Raw genomic sequence first — 18,681 nt, forward strand, 5'->3', positions numbered from 1 at the left:
CGACTTCTGGCCGAAGAGTTCTCTGAAATGAAAAAGGAGAACCGGTGAAGCCGATTCTAAGATCTTTATTTCTGACGGTGACTTTGGTGGGGTGGACCGCGGGGGCTCAGGACGCTCCTGAGGCTGTTCCTGGCGAATATCTCATCAAGTTTAAGGCTTCTTCGGGGGGGCCGGCCTTGGCGCAGTCCAAGTTGCAGGGGAAGGCCAATCTGAAATCCACGTTTCCGGGTTTGGGCATCTTTCAGGTTTCCATGAAGGTGGCTGCGGATGTTGAAGAGCTCAGAAACGATCCGGATGTCGAGTACATTGAACCGAACTATATTCTGAAAAAGAGTGAAGTCGAGCCTAACGGGCCGGTAGAGCGTCTTTCCTATGAAGACGCCGTCGCCTCGGGGTATGCGTCGAGCAATCCGACGATTTATTCTCAATCCTCTGCAGACACGCGTGTGTCTGAATCCTGGGCTTATCAAAAGCCTCTTTCTGCCACAGGCAAGATCATCGTGGCCGTTGTCGATACAGGCCTGGATAAAAATCACGACGTGTTTAAGCCCGTCAGTGAGGGGGGAACCGGGGCCCTTTGGCGCAATGAAATAGAAGCCAATGGACGTCCGGGCGTGGATGATGACCAGAATGGCTATGTCGACGACATCAATGGCTGGAACTTCATCAGCAACACAGCTAATTTCTATGATGATGACGATCACGGCACTCACGTCGCCGGAGTTGTCGTCGGCGCAGGATTGAACATTTTTGCGCGTCCCTTGGATGAATCAAAAATTGAAGTCATGCCGCTGAAGTTTCTGGCCAAAGGCGGTGCCGGCTCGACGGCCAATGCGATACGCGCCATCTACTATGCTGTGAACAATGGTGCACGCGTGATCAATAACTCCTGGGGTGGGTCTGGTTACAGCCATTCCTTACAGGATGCGATTGCCTACGCTTATGAACGACATGTGCTGGTGGTTTCCGCTGCCGGTAACTATGGCAGCAACAATGACACCAGCCCGATGTACCCTGCCAGCTACGATGTTCCCAGTAACATCGCGGTAGCTTCGACAAGTCGCTGGGATGATCGTTCGGGCTTCTCGAACTATGGCAGCTATTCAGTGCATATTGGCAGTCCGGGAGAATACATCGAAAGTACCGTTCCTGGTAACGCCACCATGAAAATGTCCGGAACCAGTATGGCAGCGCCTTTGGTGGCAGGCATGGCGGCGTTGGCGATGCGTGAGGCCCCTAGTTTGTCCGGTTATCAAATCAAGCAACTTGTGATGAGCTCTGCGGATCAGGTGAACAGTTTGAATGGCGTGGTGTCCTCTAAGGCGCGCGTCGATGCGGTGACTTTGATGAGTGCTGCACAAAATATGGCGACGGCGGCGGCTTCTCAGCCTGTTTATAAGTCGGCAGATCGTTCACCAGCAGCCGAGGCAGCCTCTGCCGCTGGTGGATGTGGTCTGGTTCAAAGCGTGATTAAACAGGGTCCTGGCAGCGGGTCTGGTGGTGGCTCTTCAGGGGGCGGTACTGCCGGAGTGGTGGTGGGTCTGTTGCTGATTCCGCTGATCCTTTGGCAGGTTCTGCGCGCCCGAGATCCGAAGTCGCGCAGGAAGTATGAACGCTTTAAGATGAGTTCTGAGATCCGTGTTCAGGTCGGTGACCGTGAGTTGGTCGGCGCGGTGAATACGATTTCCGAAGGAGGATTGTCCTTCAACACCGACCAGGCTTTGGAAAAAGGCGGACTGGTTACCATGCGAATTCAAAGCCCGGATGGTCACGAGGTCATCGAGGTGCAGGGTCAGGTCGTCTGGTGCGAGGCAAACAAAGCCTACGGTGTTCAGTTCGCCAATGCGCGACAGGGCACTTTGGCCATGATCCGCGATTGGACCGCCGGGATGATGAAGTCCTGACAGTAGTAAATTAAAGAAGTTCTAAAAAAAACGGCCGTGAGACAAGAACTCGCGGCCGTTTCTATTTTTACGGTATTCTCCGGAACAGAATAATTACAATCCAAAGCGGACCCTTGGAAGGGATAGATCGTGCTTGGTAAGACAAGGCCACTTTAAAACAAAAAAAAGGGGAGGCCCATGAAAGCGATCGTTTCCGGATTGATTATGATGTTAGTGACCTCAACGGGTTTTGCGGCGGTGACCGCAAAGGATGTTGCCAAATGCCAGATGTTCGCAGAGGGTTTTGCCCAAGGCGTTTATTCCGCAAATACTTCCGGCATCCAGGGGCATGAGTGGGACAGTTCGCTTGAATCCTTCACAGTGAATAACGGCGACAATTCCATTGACTATAAAGTGGTCGTCAGCGGCGGCAATGATGAGGGTGAAAGCTGGGATGTCTTCTATCTGATCACAGTGGCTGCCAAAGGGTGCCACCTGATTTCTTACGATGAAGTTAAGTAGTCAAAGAATAGGATTTTCTGCGTTTAAAGGCCAAAGAACTTAAACACGCGTTCGGCCAGCAGGAACTCGTCTTGCAGATCCAGAGGGTCCTCGGGCAGATGCCAGACGGCCTCTTTGGAGGCTTTGTGCAGCCCGGACAGTCGAGTCTGGGCCTGCTTCCAGAAAAGCGTCTGCCACTGTTGATTGGTGTTGTGAATGAAAAGATCACTTAGTTCCAGCGCTCTTTTCGTCGCCGCCTTCACCAGGGGTTTATTTCCAGGCAGGATATAATTCACCGCAGATTCGATGTCTTCGGTGTGAACCATTTCCAAAAGTAAGTACGTTGCAGTCAGCAGGGCATACAGGTACTGCCGGTATTCTTGTGGCGGAAGCTGAGACCATTTATCCACACCGCCAGGGCGATAGATGGCACGAACCTGTTCAAATGAATTTGAAACTTTTGTGCCCAGCTCATCTCCCAGGGCCAGATCCAAAGTGACCACCAGGCTTTCTGCAAAGTTCAAATAACGACAGAAGTCCCTCTGTTTTTTCGGAGCCGGCGGCAGCAGACGCCACAAGATACGGTGATTTTGTTCGTGAAACACCGAGATCTCGCTGTAAGCCATCAGGGACTTGACGGCCGCCTCGGGATCAGCAACCTCGGCCGCATGATCTTTGAACCAGAGTATTTCACTTAAGATGGGGCTGTATTCGATAGAGTCTTTAAACAGATCCTGAGCACTTAAGGAGCGCATGGTGGAGCAGACCTTCGCGCTGTATTTTCCATCCAGAGATAGATACAGCTGGCGACTTCGCTGGTACAGACTGCTGGCCTTGAGCAGTTGAGCATCGAAAGGATATTCTTCCAGGGTCACCGCATCGAATTTCTTCGAAGTCGGAAGCGCGAATAGAAAAGAGATGTGCTTCAGATAATTTTGCACGGTCGCATTTTTCTTCATATCAGAAACCTACAGCAGAATGCCACTGAGGAAGAACGAAGCCACCGTGAAGTAAATCACAAGACCCGTAACGTCCACCAGTGTCGCAACGGCCGGAGCCGAAGCCGAAGCGGGGTCAAAGCCCACCTTCTTCAGAACAAAAGGCAACATCGAGCCGGAAATGGTTCCCCACAACACAACCCCCACCACGCTCGCGGCGACAGTCATGCCCACTTGCATGTAGTGAACCGTATACAGACTTTCGCGGTTCGGCCACAACATGATACGAATAAAGCCGATCATTCCCAGCACCAGACCCAGGCAGGCCCCGGTGAGGATTTCACGACCTAAAACGCGCCACCAGTCGCGCAGACGCACCTCGCGCAGAGCGATGGCACGAATAATCAAAGTGGACGCCTGAGAGCCCGAGTTACCACCTGAGCTGATAATCAGCGGAATGAACATGGAAAGAACCACGGCCTTGGACAGTTCGTCCTCGAAGAAGGCCATTGCAGTCGCTGTAAACATTTCCCCAAGGAAAAGAATCATCAGCCAGCCACCGCGCTTTTTTAACATCTCCAGCATGGAGATTTTCAAATACGGTGCATCCAGGGATTCAACACCCCCGATTTTGTGGATATCTTCGGTCGCTTCTTCCTGAATGGCTGTCGCCACGTCATCGAAGGTGACGATACCTTTCATGATGCCGTTTTCATCGACAACCGGGACCGCCATCAGCTCCTGTTGAGAGAAAATACGACCGATTTGTTCCTGGTCCATCTCAACTGGAACCTTCAACACGTCAGTGTGCATGATCTCGGCAATCTTCTTTTCCGGCGAGGACTGGAACAATTCGCGGAAAGAAACCACACCCAGAAGTTTCTGCTCTGAATCCAGAACGTAAGCATAGTAAATCGTTTCAACGTGGGTCTTGGCTTGAATGCGAATGTAGCTGATGGCCTCATCCACGCTCATATCCGGGCGCAGGCGCACAAAGCGGGAGCTCATCAAGCCCCCGGCGGCGTCTTCAGCATATGCGAGCAGGGCAGTGACCTCACGCTTGGTTTGCGGGTCCAGCAAAGACAGAATGTCCTCGCGGCTGTCATGTCCCATTTCCTGAATCAAGTCGGCTACGTCATCGGGTGCGAGCAGGCGAATCCAGGACCTTTTTTCGAGGTGCGTTGCTTCCTCGATCAATTCGGCCTGGTCGTGGGTCTTTAGACTGAGGAAAAGTTCTTCCGCCTCGGTGCGAGGCAGTTCTTTGAATTTCTCACGACGTTCGCCAGGACTAAGGGCGGACCAACTGTCCGAAAGAGACATCACAGTGTCTTGTTCTTGGACGTCTTCATGGCTGTGGTTTTCGTTGTTGTCCATGGGCCCCACCTGGTTGAAAAACGGATATCGCTGTCCCGATCAAATACCCTCTAACATCGGCTGGAGCAAACTTATTCTTTAGAAGCCGTTTCAAAACCCTCAGACTTGGCGTTGCGGCGTCGTAGGCGTGCGGATCGCACGCCTTGGAAGAACGCGATAGTTTGGGCCTAGACTAATTCGGTGTTTTTGAAGCGAGGAAGGACTTCCGCTGTCGGCCCCAGGGCGACAATTTCCCCATTCTGTAACCATAAAATTCGATCACATTTAGCCAGAGTCGACAGGCGGTGCGCGATAATAATCTGTGTTCTGTCAGAGAAGAACTCTTCCGTGGCGCGAACCATGATTTCTTCGGACTGCGGGTCCACGGAACTGGTCGCCTCGTCCATGATCACTATCGGGGCCTGTTGCAAAAGACAGCGGGCCATACATAGAAGCTGGCGTTCGCCCAGGGACAGATTTTTGCCGCGCTCTTCAATGCGCATATCCAGTCCTCCGGGTTGACTTAAGACCCAGTCTCGTAAACCGACTTGCTCCAAAACAGAAAGAAGTTTTTCCTCGGAAATTTGACCGTCGATGTCCAGATTAAAGCGCAGGGTTCCCTGGAAAAGGATCGGTTCCTGCGCGATAAACGCCATGGACTTTCGATACAGGTTCAGATCCACGCCGGAGACCTGCTCTGAAAGCTTGGGAAGGTGATTGTTGATGGAAATCTGTCCTTTGTCGATCGGGTAAAGATAAAACAGTGCCTGAATTAAACTGGATTTGCCGGACCCGGTGCGTCCCACAATACCCAGGCGCTCTCCTGCGTGCACTTCAAAGTGAACACCCTTCAGAACCCATGGCAGGTCTTCGCGATAGCGGAACCACACGTCCTGCACCTGAACAGACGCATTGCGGTCTTCGGTCAGACGACGGTTTGCCAGATACTTTTCAACGGAGGGAGAGTAGGTCGGATGTCCTGTGGCAAAGGTGGCGGATGAGGGCAGCAGCGAGCCGCGCTCGATATCCATGCGCATGTACTGATCCAATCGTTCGACGCCGATCATGGCTTCTTCAAATTGCGTCAACCATTCAAAGAACATCTGAACGGTGTTGCCGGAAAGTGCAATAAAGGCAAAGGCCACCCCGACGGACCCCACAGTGGCCCAACCCTTTTCCACCATGAAGTAGGCGGATACGCCGGTGATAAGCAGAAGGAAGGCTGTCAGGCTGTTCATTTGCAATGAAAAGCTCAGAAGACTTTTTGTGGTGTTCAATTTTTGCGTCAGGAAATATCGATCCAGACGCTCGAAGCGTTCACTAAAGGATTTTTGCCGGCGGAAGGAACGAATGGTGCTGGCACCCTGTGTGGTTTCAGCAAAGTGCGCAATGCTGGGTGAGCGACTGGCAGATAGCTCCCGGCGAGCCGTGCGCAATTTCTCCTGATTCAGCTTATAGACCAGATAGTTCATGATGGCGATAAAGACCACGAAGACCAGATACACAGGATTGGCCAAAGTGATCAGTGCCACCATCATCATCAGATCGAAAATAATTGAAATGAACTCGGCCAAGGGGCCGCCGAAAAGACGGAAGACGTTGCCGTAATCGCTGGAAAAGCGGGTGATAATGCGGCCTGCAGGAGTGTTGTCGAAAAAACTCATCGGCAGGCGAGAAGTGCGTAACGTCACTTCGTCATAGAACGAGGAAATAGCCTGGGCTGACAACCGCGAAAAGCTGACCCGGAAGGATAAGGTCAGCACGAAGCCCGTCAAGGCCATGCCTGTCAGCAGGGCAATGATCTGACCGGAAGTCATTCCAGTCAGAATGTTTTCTTTCCCGGTGATCGTGTCCACCCAGTAACCGATGATATTGGTATTGGCCAGCAGCAGCCCGCGCCCGACAATTCCCAGGCACAGACAAACGATGATGCGGACCAGGAACGGCTGGTAGGCGTACTTCAGTGTGGCGTAGATGGTCTTGTTGTATCCGCCGCCTTTTTTGGTGTCGCCATCAGAAAGATATTTGGGGTTGATCGGTGCATTAGACATGTGTCACCTCCGCTTTTTTGTCTGCGGCCTCTTTGGCGACACTCGTGGTGTAGGCTCGGAACTTTTCATTGCGTGCCAGAAGTTCTTCAAACGTGCCAGAATCAATGATCTGTCCTTCTTCCATGAACAAAATGCGATCCACACGGTTTAAGGCACTCAGTCGGTGAGTGACCAGAAGGCGCGTGCGGTCTGCCCAGGCACCTAATAACAACTGCTCAAAAAGTTTTTGTTCGGTGTCGACATCCACGGCACTTAGACAGTCATCCAGCAGCATGATGGGAGCTTCGTGATAGTGAACGCGGGCCAGACCGACACGTTGTCTTTGGCCTCCTGAAAGATTCACGCCCCGCTCGCCGATCTCGGTATTCAAACCTTTTTCCACCCGTTCGGTGTTCAGATCAAATTGCGCCAGACGCAGAGACTCTTCCACCATTGGGTCGCGCTCGGCCTCAATGTCATAGATGAAGGCCACGTTTTCGCGCAAGGTGGCGTTCATGATAAAACCTTCCTGTGGGACATAGGCAAAGTGAGATCGCACTTCGTCGACGGAAATTTTTTGTGCGTCCTTTCCTGCCAGATGATAGAAGTCAAAACGGGCCCCGGTTTCTTTCAGCAATGATAGAAGCAGCATGGATTTTCCGGCGCCAACCTCGCCAACAACCGCCACAAACTCTCCGTTCTTGATATCCAAGGAGACATTGCGAAGAATGCGGCGTTGGGACACAGTCAGGTTCAAGCCGCGCACCTGCAAAGCATATTCTTCCTGTCCTTGCGGAAGTGGAGTGCTTGCTGAACGGTCTTCAGTTGTGTTGTTCTGGGTCGAAAAATAGTCTTCCAGGCGGCGCAGGGAGGTCCAGGAATCAAATGCGAACGTAAAGAACCAGGGCATTTGCCGGAACGGTCGGGTCAGAAAAACTCCGACAATCCATAGCAGGGCCAGAAGCTCGCCACTGGTTAATTGATGATTGGAGTAGAACACCAAAGTCGCCAACGCCACCGCATTCAGGAAGAAAGTGATGGATGTTGAAATGGAGTTCATCACCTGACCGTTGGTGACCATGGAAACGCGGTTGCGTGTTTCCACGATACGCTTGGCGAAGATGTTTTTTTCAAAGTGTTGGGTCCAGCTCAGGATACGAATGGTGCGGATGTTCTGGATCCATTCGTTCACCAGGCCGATACGCTCTGCCGCCAGTTGTTTGAAGTTAAAAAAGAACTTGGACTGTCGGAAGGCCAGGAATGTGTTCAGGCAGGAAATCGCCAGCATCAGCAAGATGGTCGGCCAAAGCGGAACATCAAAAAGCAAAGAAATTGCGAAGGGTGAAAGAATCAAAGGGAACAGCATAGAGGCGCCCGCGGGCAAAGTCTGATCCAGAAAAACGGTGGCGCCCTGAACGTCCGTGGCATACAAAGAAACGATTTCACCCACGGGGCGGCCGCTCATTGTGTCGACCTGCAGGTGCAGGGTTTTGTCATAAAGTCTTTTGGCGAAGACCTTTTGCATATAAAGCGCTTCGCGCACGCTCAGGAAGTTTGTCAGTTGAGTGAAGGCTTGGGCCAGCAGAACACAGAAAAAAGCGCCGATGATGTAAGTTAATGTGTGATCAAACTGGATAAAGTGAAGTCGGCTTTCAACGCCGGTCAGCTGATCGATGAACTCTTTTTGGAAAAAAGGCCCCAGCAAGCCCAGCACCGCGGCAATCAGCGAGCACACCAAAACGGTGATTCGCGCATGCAGACGGGTGAAAACAACTTCAGTAAAAAGAGACTTCATGATGCATCGTTCCTAAACCATCCGGTCAAACTGAGCCGGTGTGAATGACTTTTCTCCACTTGGTGCGGGAAAAGTTCGCTGCGGAATAAAACAAAGGTGCCAAGGCGAGGTTCAATCTGTGTGATAAGCTGATTTTCGTCGTCAGGCTCATACAAGCTGAGTTCGCCACCATCGCCCTTTTTCCAGTCTGGGTTAAGATAAAGAACAAAGGTTATTCTTCTCGCACCCGAACCACGATGGTTGTCAATATGCTTATCATAACCTCCGCCCGGAGGATACAGTGCAAAGTGAGATTCAAATCTTTTGAGACCTAAATAAAAAAACTGATTGAGTTTCGATTTTAAAAGCTCCATCTGATCGAGGAAGCTTTGTTGCAGCTCCGAGGCGGTGTTTTCCTCCAGCCACAGAGTGAAGTCGCCGCGGATTTCGGCGTTGATCGTTTTGCTGCCTGCATGCCCGATGGAGGCTTTGGTCAGCTCTCCTTCGTGGTGCAGGCGATGACACTCTTGGGCGAGCGCCATGCAGAATTCAGAGGGAAAAATGTCGTTTGCTGTGGCCCAGTTATCCTGGGCCAGAGACTCCAACATTCTATCCAGATTTATGAGATTGATTTGATTCTGTTCCAAAGTGTTGCCATTCTATTCAGGTGAGGGGAGCAATGGCAAAAAGTTCTTTTACCCGTCGTGAGTTTTTGAAAATCTCGGCCTTGGGGTCCGGCGCAATGGCTTTAGGGGCTTGTGCCACCACTGAGCGCCTCTTTATGGGGGACACCCGGGACTTACGCGATGAGGTTGTGATTTTAGGGGCCGGCGCGGCAGGTTTGTCAGCCGCCTTCGAACTGAAGAAACGCAAAGTTCCGTTCCGGATCTTTGAGGCCTCCTCACGTGTCGGAGGACGTGTTCAGTCGGTGTCCGTGTTTCCCGAAGAAGGCCCGGTGGCCGAGCTGGGGGCCGAGTTCGTTGATGGTTCCCACGCCACCGTGATTGCGCTGGCCAAAGAACTGAATCTGCCACTGAGGGAAATCCGCACTCCAGCGGGAACCGAAGCCCACTTGTTTTCCTTTCAGGGGCGCCAGTATCGTGTGAAAGATCTTATTCCGCGCCTGAAGACGCTGCAAAATCCCCTGCGGCGTGTGCGCTTGGATTTGTACCGCGACCAGGATGTGGTGCTGAGTTATAAAAATGCGCTTCAGTTTGAACGCTCGGCTTACTATGACAGCCTGTCACTGAAGGATCTGTTGAATTCATGGTCCAGCGAGCTGGATCCGGTGTTGAGTGATCTGATCGAGGTGCAAGCCGTGAATCGCTTCGGAGTGGATGCCAAGGATCAGTCTGCATTGCACTTTCTTTCCACGCTTGATGCCGAGGGCAGTTCACTGCTGAGTTCCTCAACCCTGTATCGCATGGAAGGGGGCCTGTCGTCTTTGATGCAGGTTCTGGCGGATCGGGCCGGCGGTGTCATTCCGGACCATATAATGAAAATGAACATGGCTTTGGTGGAAGTGGAGTATGAAAAGGAGATCTTCAAACTCACATTCCAGGGACCTCGGGGAAAAGAAGTCTTCCGGGCTCGCAATGTTATTTGCACGCTGCCTTTTTCAAAGTTGCGTGAAGTCAAAGGCCTGATGGATTTGGAACTTTCTGAATTGAAGAAAGACGTCATTCGTCATCAGGAATACGCCACTCACAGCAAAGGGGTGGTGGGCTTTGCAACCCCGTTCTGGCGAAATCCAGTGGCGTCAACGCCTGGAAATCTGGGCAACTTCACCGGGGATTTCCTTTCGGAAAAAATCTGGGACTCTGGACGCTCCCAGCCGGGCACACAGGGTCTGCTGACCTGGCAACGAGGTGGCAGTTCCGGTTTGAGGGCCGGTGCGGCGGCAACCGATGAAGCGCGTAAGGATCTGGAGCGTTTCTATGGGGAAGTTCCCGCCAGACTCAGTGGGGTCCAGCAGATGATCAACTGGCGCCAGCGCAAATGGTCGTTGGGCTCTATGGCCGTGTTTAAGCCGGGCCAGTACATGAAGTATCGCGGAGCCGCAGCGGAACCCGAGTTGGCTGGTCATCTTCACTTTGCCGGAGAGCACACCAGTTTACGTTTTGCCGGAACCTTGCAGGGGGCTTTGGAGTCCGGTCAAAGAGCTGCTGTCGATATCCTGCGATAGAAAATAAAAAAGGCGTCATGAAGATGACGCCTTTTTCTTTTTCCGGAACGTGCGGCGGAAATCGGGTTATTTAACCAGATTCACCTGCAGGACACCTGCATTGCCTTGCGAAGAGATGAAGCTGTCCACATCTGTTTTGTTGATCGCATTGATCAAAGAACTCATGCGATTGTTGGTTGCAGTCATGCCTTGAGGGATGGATCCGTCCGCGTTCACCCAGCTATAGTTGGCCTGAGGTGACACCACAAACACCACGATATTGTACGAAGGACGGAAACCTTCTTTTTCAACCTGAACAGAAGGCAGGCTCATTGTGTCGGCAGAGATGTAAACCGTGCGGGCTTCCTTCACCTGAGAGATGGAAATCTGAGAGGAATCCGTAGAGATAAACGGACGTGAGCCGACGGCATAAAGCACCGTCAGATACTGCCCGCGGTAGTTGCCCAGGCGGTTGACCTGTAGAGCAGGGATGGACTCAAAGCGCGCAGCCTCGGCACTTCTTTGAGAGACTGAACCGCTCATGAGGCCCAGACCGATAATCAGAGTCAAAGCATTGATGATGATAAGTTTGAGGGATCGCATGTTATTTCGCTCCTGTTTTCGCGTAATCCAGATACATCACTAAGTGACCGTTTGGATCCATCATGACGCGATTAATATCCAGTTTAATTCCTAAAATCTGTGGAGGAAGAGGCAAGCCACCAGGCAGGGACTCTTCTGTTTTTCTCCAGTTTGCACTGCGTTTTTTCAACTCGTCTTTGACACCGTCACGGACTTTGCCTTTGAAGAGCTTGCCCGCCATAGAGATGTACTTGTCATCCAGATACATGGAATCTGTATCGATCGAGTGCAACAGCAGTTGCATGCCGCTCTTATCCTCTAACTGGCGCAATTTTGCAATGATATCGAAGTCCACCACGATGATGTTTTTTAGGAACATCGAACCGGGCTTAATTTCGACTGAAACTCTTAATTTGACGAAGGTTTCAGTAGGCTTCAAAGCCACACCAGCTGGAGTTTTTACATAGTCAATCAACGGTGTCGCCACCAGTTTCAAAACGGAACCATCGGATTGTTTGATCTGTTCGAAGTTTCTGCGCTCAAATGCCAGTTGCAGAACGCGATTGATCAGGGATCGGTCCACACTCAGGCCAATGTCATAATTTTCCTGAGCCACGGCGCCGAATGAGGGAGCCCCGCGGGAAGCGTGCCCCGCTACCGGAGCGCTGCGGCTGTTGACCGGATCTTCCACGTAGGTGGTCAGATCAATGTTCAGGGACTTCTTAAGATTCAGATTTTGGAGCTGCAAGCCCCACTTGAAAGCCGGACGAGTGTCGGTGGGTTCCTGGCCAGGAGCTGCCATGTCCTGAACTTGTTCCAAGGGACCTTTTAGGAACTCTTTGGCTTTTTGGTTTAGCATTTCCGGCAGCTGTTTGCGTGCAAATTCACCGATGTTTTCGCGGACTTTCTCCAGAATCATCGGAGCCTGAGCGGCAAAAAGCTTTTCGATTTCAGCATTGTTCAAATAGAACTTTTTGCCGTTCACCTCGATGGCAAAGGTCGGAACCAGTAGTTTTTTATACTGCAAAGCCAACGACGTTTTATCAAAGTTGTTGTCAATTTCCAAAGCCTCGAAATCCAGTGTTCCATAGGCATTCATGCGGATGTAGAAAGGAATGCGGATGCGCAAAGGGATTTCCTTGTCACCAGCCTCCAAAGAAACATCTTCAAAACCGATCTTACCAAGGAATTCGTTTTGTGTGTCCCAGGCGACCACGGACTTTGTGGCCAGGGTCATTTTTTTCACTTCCAATTCAATGGCCAGTATCGCACCGTCACGTTTTCCCAGGGAATCCATCAGGCGTTCATCCGTCACCAGACCAAAGCGGGAAAACTGCGCGATATAACCGGATTCTCCGATTTCAATTTGCGGCTGGTGATCGTTCATTGAGAATCCCACCAGCCACTGGGTCAGAAGACCACGCACCTGGTTGTACATTTTCACCATTTCCGGATTGGACGCCATGATGTCTTCAGGCTTCAGGGGCTTTTCAAAAGTATAAGTCATTGCCGGGAAATAGCCCTCATCCAGCTTCACGCCCAGATTCCCCAGAATTTCACTCAGGCGGTTGTCGAAGTATTTCATCCCGCGTTGAGTGACCTGAACACGGACTGCATTTTTCAACAGATGCTTATTGGCGATCTGCGGATTGGCGTCGGTGACAGCATGGGCAGTCATCGCCTGTAGGGTCAGCAAAAGCGGGATCAGCATCTTGGATGTGGGCAACCGATTTGGCATTTTTGTAGTCCTCATTTTTAGGGGCCATGGTCCGTTGCCCCAAGATGCAAATGCGATTCCATTTATGAGACGGTGCCAGACCTTTTATATGGCCTCTGAAGCTTAGACAGGTGTCTAAAATTGATACAGGGGACCTTTTATGGCGGCCAATGTAAATAGGGAAGGTTCTGGAAAAAAGATCAGGGTGTGGTCTTAGTTCCCCCTTTTTCCTCAAGCTTTGATAGAAAAGGCCATCGAAAAAATCACAAGGGGTAATACATGCTCAAAAAGATAACGATGACTATGATGGCAACAGCTATGTTGGCGGCTTGCGGTCAGCAGAACTCTGCTCAAGTACAAGCCACGGAAGCTCAGAATGGTGTGATTGGCGGAGATGTTGTTTCTGCTGGCAGTATCGTGGCACGCTCGACGGTAGGGCTTTATGATTCGAAAGTCGGAGCTCTATGCACCGGGACTTTGATCGCTCCGCAACTGGTGTTGACGGCGGCTCACTGTGTGGATCCAAACTCCAATGATTTGATTGTTTTCTTCGGTCAGGAAATGAAAGGTCTTGATAAGGCCAAATCTCGCAAAGCCATCAAAGCAGTGCAACACAAGCTTTACAACCCAGATCGTACCGAAGACACAGCGGACATCGCGTTGGTGCGCTTTGAAGGTGATGTACCTGCCGGATATGCGCCAGCTCCTCTCTACAAGGAATTCAATGAACTGCAAAAAGGTTCACGTGTAGTGGTTGCTGGTTACGGCTTGAATTGGTCTTGGGGTGTAAAAAGAGGAGCAGGCACTTTGCGCACAACAAGTCTGAAGGTGAAGAAGCCTCTTTACGGCAGCACTGAAATCATGTTGGATCAGTCTTTGAAAAAGGGCGTTTGCAGTGGTGATTCCGGTGGTCCGGCGTACATCGAGAAAAACGGCCAGCTCTATTTGATGGGTGTGGTCAGCCGTGGGGATTCTCTTCCTATTCCATTGACGCCTGATTGCTTCATCATGTCTATCTTTACGAGAGTGGATGCCTATGTTCCTTGGATTAAGGAAACAGCAGAACTCCTGATGTCCATCAAGTAAGATAATTCAACAATGGTTGAAATGAAAAAAGGCGGCTGGGAAGCCGCCTTTTTTATTGGGTAAAAGTGTCCCGCTTTTTTGTTAATCGGACTTTTGACGCGGATATTTAAGGGATGATTTAATCTCGATATTGCGTCAAAAGGAGTTGAAGTAAATGGAACAAGATCAGGGTAAAGCACGTCGGCACTACACGCCAGACCAGAAATTCAAAATCGTAAAAGAGCAGATGACGACAAAGACCTCTGTGTCGGAGATTTGCAAGAAGTATGATATCAGTCCCGCCGGGTTTTATCGCTGGCAGGAACAGTTTTTAAAAGCTGCTCTGAATGGGTTTAAAAAGCCTGACTCTGGCCCCACTAAGGCGGAGCTTCGTAAGATCGAGGAACTTGAAAAGAAGAACTTACGCCAACAAGCCATTATTGCCGACATCGCCGGTGAAGTTATTGAATTAAAAAAAAGTCTTGGGGAATCGGGCCTTCTGTAGAGATTCCGAGGCATTTAAGATCCGTTGCGGCCGCTGACATTTCTAATTTTCAGCAGCGAACGGATCTTTCTTTAGAAATTATTTTAGAATTATTTGGTATAAAAAAATCCACCTATTACGACTGGCAAAAGCTGCCGAATGTCGTTTCAGAAAAAAAGCCTGTCCTAAGTGCCGCAAGCGTTCGTCCTGATGAGGTGGCGGCAGTGTTAGCGTATCGAGATCTACATCCGGATATTGGCTACCGCAAGTTCACCTGGCAAATGGTCGACGAAAATGTGGCCTTTTTATCAGAGAGTAAAGTGTACGATATTTTATCTGAACACAATCGACTTCAAGGCTGGAACCGAGTCGAAAATAGCGGCACTGAAAAAGAATACCGCCACAAGCCCAAGCATGTTCACTATCACTGGCACACGGACATCGCATACGTCAAAGTTGGTGGAGTTTTTTATTTTTTAATTATGATGCTTGATGGGTACTCAAGATACTTGCTCGACTGGGAATTAATGACTGACATGCTGGGTGGTTCAGTTGAAGGCTTTGTTCAGCGAGTGAAAGACAAGTACCCCCATGCCAAGCCAAGGCTGATCAACGACAATGGCAGCCAATTTATCAGTCACGATTTTAAAAGACTTTTACAGAAGCTCGAGATCCAGCAGGTATTTACGCGCAGAAATCATCCTCAGACCAACGGAAAGATCGAAAGGCTCAACGGCACGGTCAAACAAGAAGCTCTTCGCCCAGGGCAGCCTAGCGACTTTGCAGAGGCCTGGGAAATACTGAACAAGTACAGCTACGAATACAATCACCAGCGGCTGCATGCGGGAATCAACTTTTTACGCCCAGCAGATATGTTTTTTGGTCGCGGTGGTCTGGTATTAAATGAACGCCGTGAAAAAATTGAAAATGCCAGAGCAGATCGAAAGTCAAAAAATCGGGAAGAAAAAATGAAAACTCTACACTAAATTATTGCGTCAAACTTCCGGAAAGAAAAAAGCTAGACAAAAGCACTGTAGTTGATCAGGAAGCGAATCGTATTGATTCCAGGCAGTGCGCAGGTAAATTAGAAGTTGATACCCCAACCCGCACGAAGAATTATTTGGTTTGCAGCGGAAACATTGTTGTCTGGATAATAAGCATAGTCTAACTGCAGGGGGATAAAATATTTTTGGCTAATCTTATAGTCTACCCCAAGAGCAGCTATAATAGTTTGATTCGTATTTGCTTTAAAAACATTGCTGGTTTTGTTGATCCCGAAAAGAAAGGATAGTCCAGCTCCAGCCCAAGCATTAAGTTTTGATGTTCTTAGAAAGGTATATTGGCCTATGGCCTCAATACCAAGATATCCGATATCCACCTTGCAGTCTACAGAGTCATTGCACATTGGGGTTTGTGCTTTCCCTTCGGCAACGAGGGTCTCGTACCCTCCCAAAATGCGTACGTTCAAGTTAGGGCTCATTTCAGTTTGGTAGAACCCAGAAAGATTAAAGCTGCTTCCAGACATTGATACGGAGGTCGTAGCTGAAGGTTTTGCTTGTATGCTGTTCATGGCATATCCTGCTGTTACACCCCACGCTGATTTGCTGTGGGAAGGTTTTGCACCGGAAGCCTTGGTCGTCGTGGGAGATGCGGCTGATTTGGTTCCGCCAATTTTACTGAGCGAATATTCCTGACTCATTTTGCCTTTAAGAATGGCGGCAACGGCCTTGCCGTTTTTGATTTGTTTGATTTCCAGCAGTGCACGCGCTTTACCAGCACTGTCACGGGCGCCAACCTTGTCGCCGATCTGCAGGTCTTCGCCTTCAAGATCAATCAAGGCCCGGTCATTCTTAACAACGACTGTTTTAAGTGCCCAAGCTGGTGAAACCAAAGATGTCATCAATAGTGCTGCAATCAAGAATCTCATATTGATCTTATCGACAATTACGATTGGAACTAAAGGCAAGATCATTTGACTTGAAATTTCAAAGGTTGGAATTTGCTGAAGAACCCTCAAAAATTGGCGGGGCATGCTTGGAAGCCAGCGGTATTTTTCTCGAAGTGAAACAAAATTCCCGCGTAAAATGTCATGTCAGATTAAGGCCGAACACTTTTTCCCCACCTCATGGGCAGGGTGGGTGTCTCACTTTGAATACAGTGTCGACCACGGATCAAACACTTACAGGTAATGTACCTGAAAAAGTGTCTCATGATGATGTGCTGTCGAAGCTATTGACTGGACCATCGTGCGAAAATTCTTTCACGCTGCCATCACAATTTTTTCTGAATTAGACGATAATGTAAACACTCAGGGGGAATTGAGTATGAGGGGCTACAAATATCTGGTTGTAGTTGCGTCGGCGTTGTCTGTGGCAAATGCGAACGCAGCTGATAAAGACATGTTAAAGGCCAAAAGACTCTACGAAAGAATGACTGGCGTTAAGGTGTCTTCCACTAAGCCTGAGCTGAAGAAAGTTGTTGAGTACATTTCTCAGAACAACGATCGTGCGGCAGCCAATTACATCACGACAACTCCGGATTTTTTGAATGTCCAGGTAAAGAATCTTTCACTCCGTCTTTCTAATAAAGATGAATCCGTCAAAGTTCCGTTCAACGACTTCTCGGCTTTAATTGTCGGGGTTGTTCGTGATAACGCGGATTTTCGGGATGTTTTGACAGCAAACTATTCTTATGAGGTTCGTGGCGTCGCAAATGACACCGATGAACGAACCCGCTTCATCAATCAGAACAACTATACACCTGTTGAATCCACTTATTTGGATATGACCAACAAAAGTGTGCTGGTTAAAAACAGCAGTCAGAAGCTGGTGAAGAATTTCTGGGATACAGCTCTTACTCAGGCAAATTTCCAGGGTGGGCAGGTGGTGACTTTGGGCACCCATCCAGAGCCTGCTGGTATTTTCACCACACGCACTTTTGCGGAAAGAAATCTGAGTGGTGGTACCAATCGCCGTGCGGTGGAATTTTCTTTGAAACAGTTCCTTTGTGTTTCCATGGCTGAAGCGGCGGACTCCAGCGCCTCTGATCAATACGTCGGACGCGATGTCGAGCGTTTCCCGGCGGGGGATCATAACAAGTATCTTACCAGCTGCAAAAGCTGCCATTCAGTAATGGATGGTATGCGCGGCGCTTTCGCGAAAATGGAGTATGTGAATTTCACCCATGGGGGTGCGACAGGAACATATTCCCAGATGAACGGCGACTTCTACATTCAACAGGGCATTCTGGCTGACTATAACAAGTACTATGCAGACTATGTCACGCCAACACTGAATGAGATTGTTCCGGAACTGGCAAACAGCCAGGAAAACTCGAGATGGTTCAAAGCACGTGTGGACTATTTGGTGAGCCGTGGGAATACCGTGGCTGTTGCGACAGAGACAACACGTAAAACCTTGGATACCATCCGCGACCCAGCGGTCGCTAATGCACTGATGGCAGAATATCGCGCGGTTGCCGCCAATCAGACATTGTTGGCAACAATTAAAACCAACTATCGTGCGGCAGATTATGTGGCTGAATATACAGCAACATGTCTGAATAAACTGGGAACGACCGCGGGCACGGCACAAACTCGGGAAGATGGTTTCCTGCTTTGTAATTTGGACGTCAAGAAAGATCAGTCTTTGATCTATGCTTTTTACAATGCCAAGTTGACGGCAGCTCGTGTGGCTGACGCCGAAAAAGCCCGCCTTCTGGGGAAGTTGATCAATAAGGGGCGCCCTGCGCCTATCAATTTGGCGACGCCCTACTTGCAGGCTAAGGGACAGTTGCGCCAGTTCCCTCGTAACAACTTTGATTCCGCCACGGGTGTGGCTGTGAAAATGAACAAAGGCAGCTATCCCTATGGGTTCGTGGTGAACAGCGATAACTTTGTGAACAATGCCACTTTGGGCAGTAAGTCCTCCTTCTTTGGCTGGCGCGGTCCTGCCTCTGCAGGCGGTTCCGGCGTTAAGGATTTTGGTCGTATGCTTTCTGATTCCCGTCGTTTCAGCCAGTGCATGGCTAAACGTGTGTATGAAAGCGTTTGTTTGAAGAAGTTGGAAGCCACTCAATACTCCACGCTGGTGCGCTTGGGGGATCGTTTTGAGGCCGTTGGTTACAACCTCAAGAATCTGTACGCGGAAGTCGCGCTGGATCCAGTTTGCGGCGTGGTGAAAGGGGAATAA

General features: G+C 50.0%; 15 protein-coding genes. 7 read left to right on the forward strand and 8 right to left on the reverse strand.

Features of this window, described 5'->3' with window-relative positions:
- Window positions 1-44 precede the first annotated feature (44 nt).
- Together ACZ5ZV_RS06790 and ACZ5ZV_RS06795 are read left to right on the forward strand one after the other, a co-directional pair.
- Window positions 45-1,904 carry a S8 family serine peptidase gene (locus ACZ5ZV_RS06790; RefSeq protein WP_464120671.1) on the forward strand — a complete coding sequence of 620 codons (1,860 nt, stop codon included), beginning with the start codon at window positions 45-47 and terminating at the stop codon, window positions 1,902-1,904.
- A gap of 177 nt (window positions 1,905-2,081) precedes the next feature.
- Window positions 2,082-2,405 carry a hypothetical protein gene (locus ACZ5ZV_RS06795; RefSeq protein ID WP_464120672.1) on the forward strand — a complete coding sequence of 108 codons (324 nt, stop codon included), beginning with the start codon at window positions 2,082-2,084 and terminating at the stop codon, window positions 2,403-2,405.
- Window positions 2,406-2,428: 23 nt separating this feature from the next.
- On the opposite strand, the gene ACZ5ZV_RS06800 is transcribed toward ACZ5ZV_RS06795, so the two are convergent.
- The 5 genes from ACZ5ZV_RS06800 to ACZ5ZV_RS06820 form a co-directional block, all read right to left on the reverse strand.
- Window positions 2,429-3,343, reverse strand: coding sequence for a hypothetical protein (locus ACZ5ZV_RS06800; protein WP_464120673.1), 915 nt, complete (start codon window positions 3,341-3,343; stop codon window positions 2,429-2,431).
- A 9-nt stretch (window positions 3,344-3,352) separates the two neighbouring features.
- Complete coding sequence (mgtE, locus tag ACZ5ZV_RS06805) at window positions 3,353-4,696, reverse strand: magnesium transporter (RefSeq protein ID WP_464120674.1); 1,344 nt, start codon at window positions 4,694-4,696, stop codon at window positions 3,353-3,355.
- Between the two features lie 167 nt (window positions 4,697-4,863).
- Window positions 4,864-6,726, reverse strand: coding sequence for an ABC transporter ATP-binding protein (locus ACZ5ZV_RS06810; RefSeq protein ID WP_464120675.1), 1,863 nt, complete (start codon window positions 6,724-6,726; stop codon window positions 4,864-4,866).
- Window positions 6,719-8,500 (reverse strand): ABC transporter ATP-binding protein, encoded by a 1,782-nt coding sequence (locus tag ACZ5ZV_RS06815; protein WP_464120676.1) that lies wholly within the window; start codon window positions 8,498-8,500, stop codon window positions 6,719-6,721. The genes ACZ5ZV_RS06810 and ACZ5ZV_RS06815 overlap by 8 nt, the downstream gene beginning before the upstream one ends.
- Complete coding sequence (locus tag ACZ5ZV_RS06820; protein WP_464120677.1) at window positions 8,497-9,084, reverse strand: 2OG-Fe(II) oxygenase; 588 nt, start codon at window positions 9,082-9,084, stop codon at window positions 8,497-8,499. Before ACZ5ZV_RS06820 ends, ACZ5ZV_RS06815 begins: the two co-directional genes overlap by 4 nt.
- A gap of 74 nt (window positions 9,085-9,158) precedes the next feature.
- On the opposite strand from ACZ5ZV_RS06820, the gene ACZ5ZV_RS06825 reads away from it, so the two are divergent.
- Window positions 9,159-10,664, forward strand: coding sequence for an FAD-dependent oxidoreductase (locus ACZ5ZV_RS06825; protein WP_464120678.1), 1,506 nt, complete (start codon window positions 9,159-9,161; stop codon window positions 10,662-10,664).
- Between the two features lie 66 nt (window positions 10,665-10,730).
- Here ACZ5ZV_RS06825 and ACZ5ZV_RS06830 read toward each other — a convergent pair whose 3' ends face one another.
- Window positions 10,731-11,246, reverse strand: a complete 516-nt coding sequence (locus ACZ5ZV_RS06830) for a hypothetical protein (protein WP_464120679.1) — start codon at window positions 11,244-11,246, stop codon at window positions 10,731-10,733.
- A gap of 1 nt (window position 11,247) precedes the next feature.
- Window positions 11,248-12,963, reverse strand: a complete 1,716-nt coding sequence (locus ACZ5ZV_RS06835; protein WP_464120680.1) for a DUF2785 domain-containing protein — start codon at window positions 12,961-12,963, stop codon at window positions 11,248-11,250.
- A 258-nt stretch (window positions 12,964-13,221) separates the two neighbouring features.
- Here ACZ5ZV_RS06835 and ACZ5ZV_RS06840 point away from each other — a divergent pair, with 258 nt between their 5' ends.
- The 3 genes from ACZ5ZV_RS06840 to ACZ5ZV_RS06850 all read left to right on the forward strand — a co-directional run bounded on the left by ACZ5ZV_RS06840 (window position 13,222) and on the right by ACZ5ZV_RS06850 (window position 15,477).
- A complete protein-coding gene (locus ACZ5ZV_RS06840) occupies window positions 13,222-14,028 on the forward strand; it encodes a S1 family peptidase (RefSeq protein ID WP_464120681.1) in 807 nt (268 codons plus the stop codon).
- 154 nt (window positions 14,029-14,182) lie between these two features.
- Window positions 14,183-14,512, forward strand: a complete 330-nt coding sequence (locus ACZ5ZV_RS06845; RefSeq protein WP_034953877.1) for a transposase — start codon at window positions 14,183-14,185, stop codon at window positions 14,510-14,512.
- 203 nt (window positions 14,513-14,715) lie between these two features.
- Window positions 14,716-15,477 carry a transposase gene (locus ACZ5ZV_RS06850; RefSeq protein ID WP_464117477.1) on the forward strand — a complete coding sequence of 254 codons (762 nt, stop codon included), beginning with the start codon at window positions 14,716-14,718 and terminating at the stop codon, window positions 15,475-15,477.
- A gap of 98 nt (window positions 15,478-15,575) precedes the next feature.
- Here ACZ5ZV_RS06850 and ACZ5ZV_RS06855 read toward each other — a convergent pair whose 3' ends face one another.
- A complete protein-coding gene (locus ACZ5ZV_RS06855; protein ID WP_464120682.1) occupies window positions 15,576-16,523 on the reverse strand; it encodes a hypothetical protein in 948 nt (315 codons plus the stop codon).
- A 292-nt stretch (window positions 16,524-16,815) separates the two neighbouring features.
- On the opposite strand from ACZ5ZV_RS06855, the gene ACZ5ZV_RS06860 reads away from it, so the two are divergent.
- Complete coding sequence (locus tag ACZ5ZV_RS06860) at window positions 16,816-18,681, forward strand: hypothetical protein (protein WP_464120683.1); 1,866 nt, start codon at window positions 16,816-16,818, stop codon at window positions 18,679-18,681.

The organism is Bdellovibrio sp. HAGR004 (genome assembly GCF_055397015.1).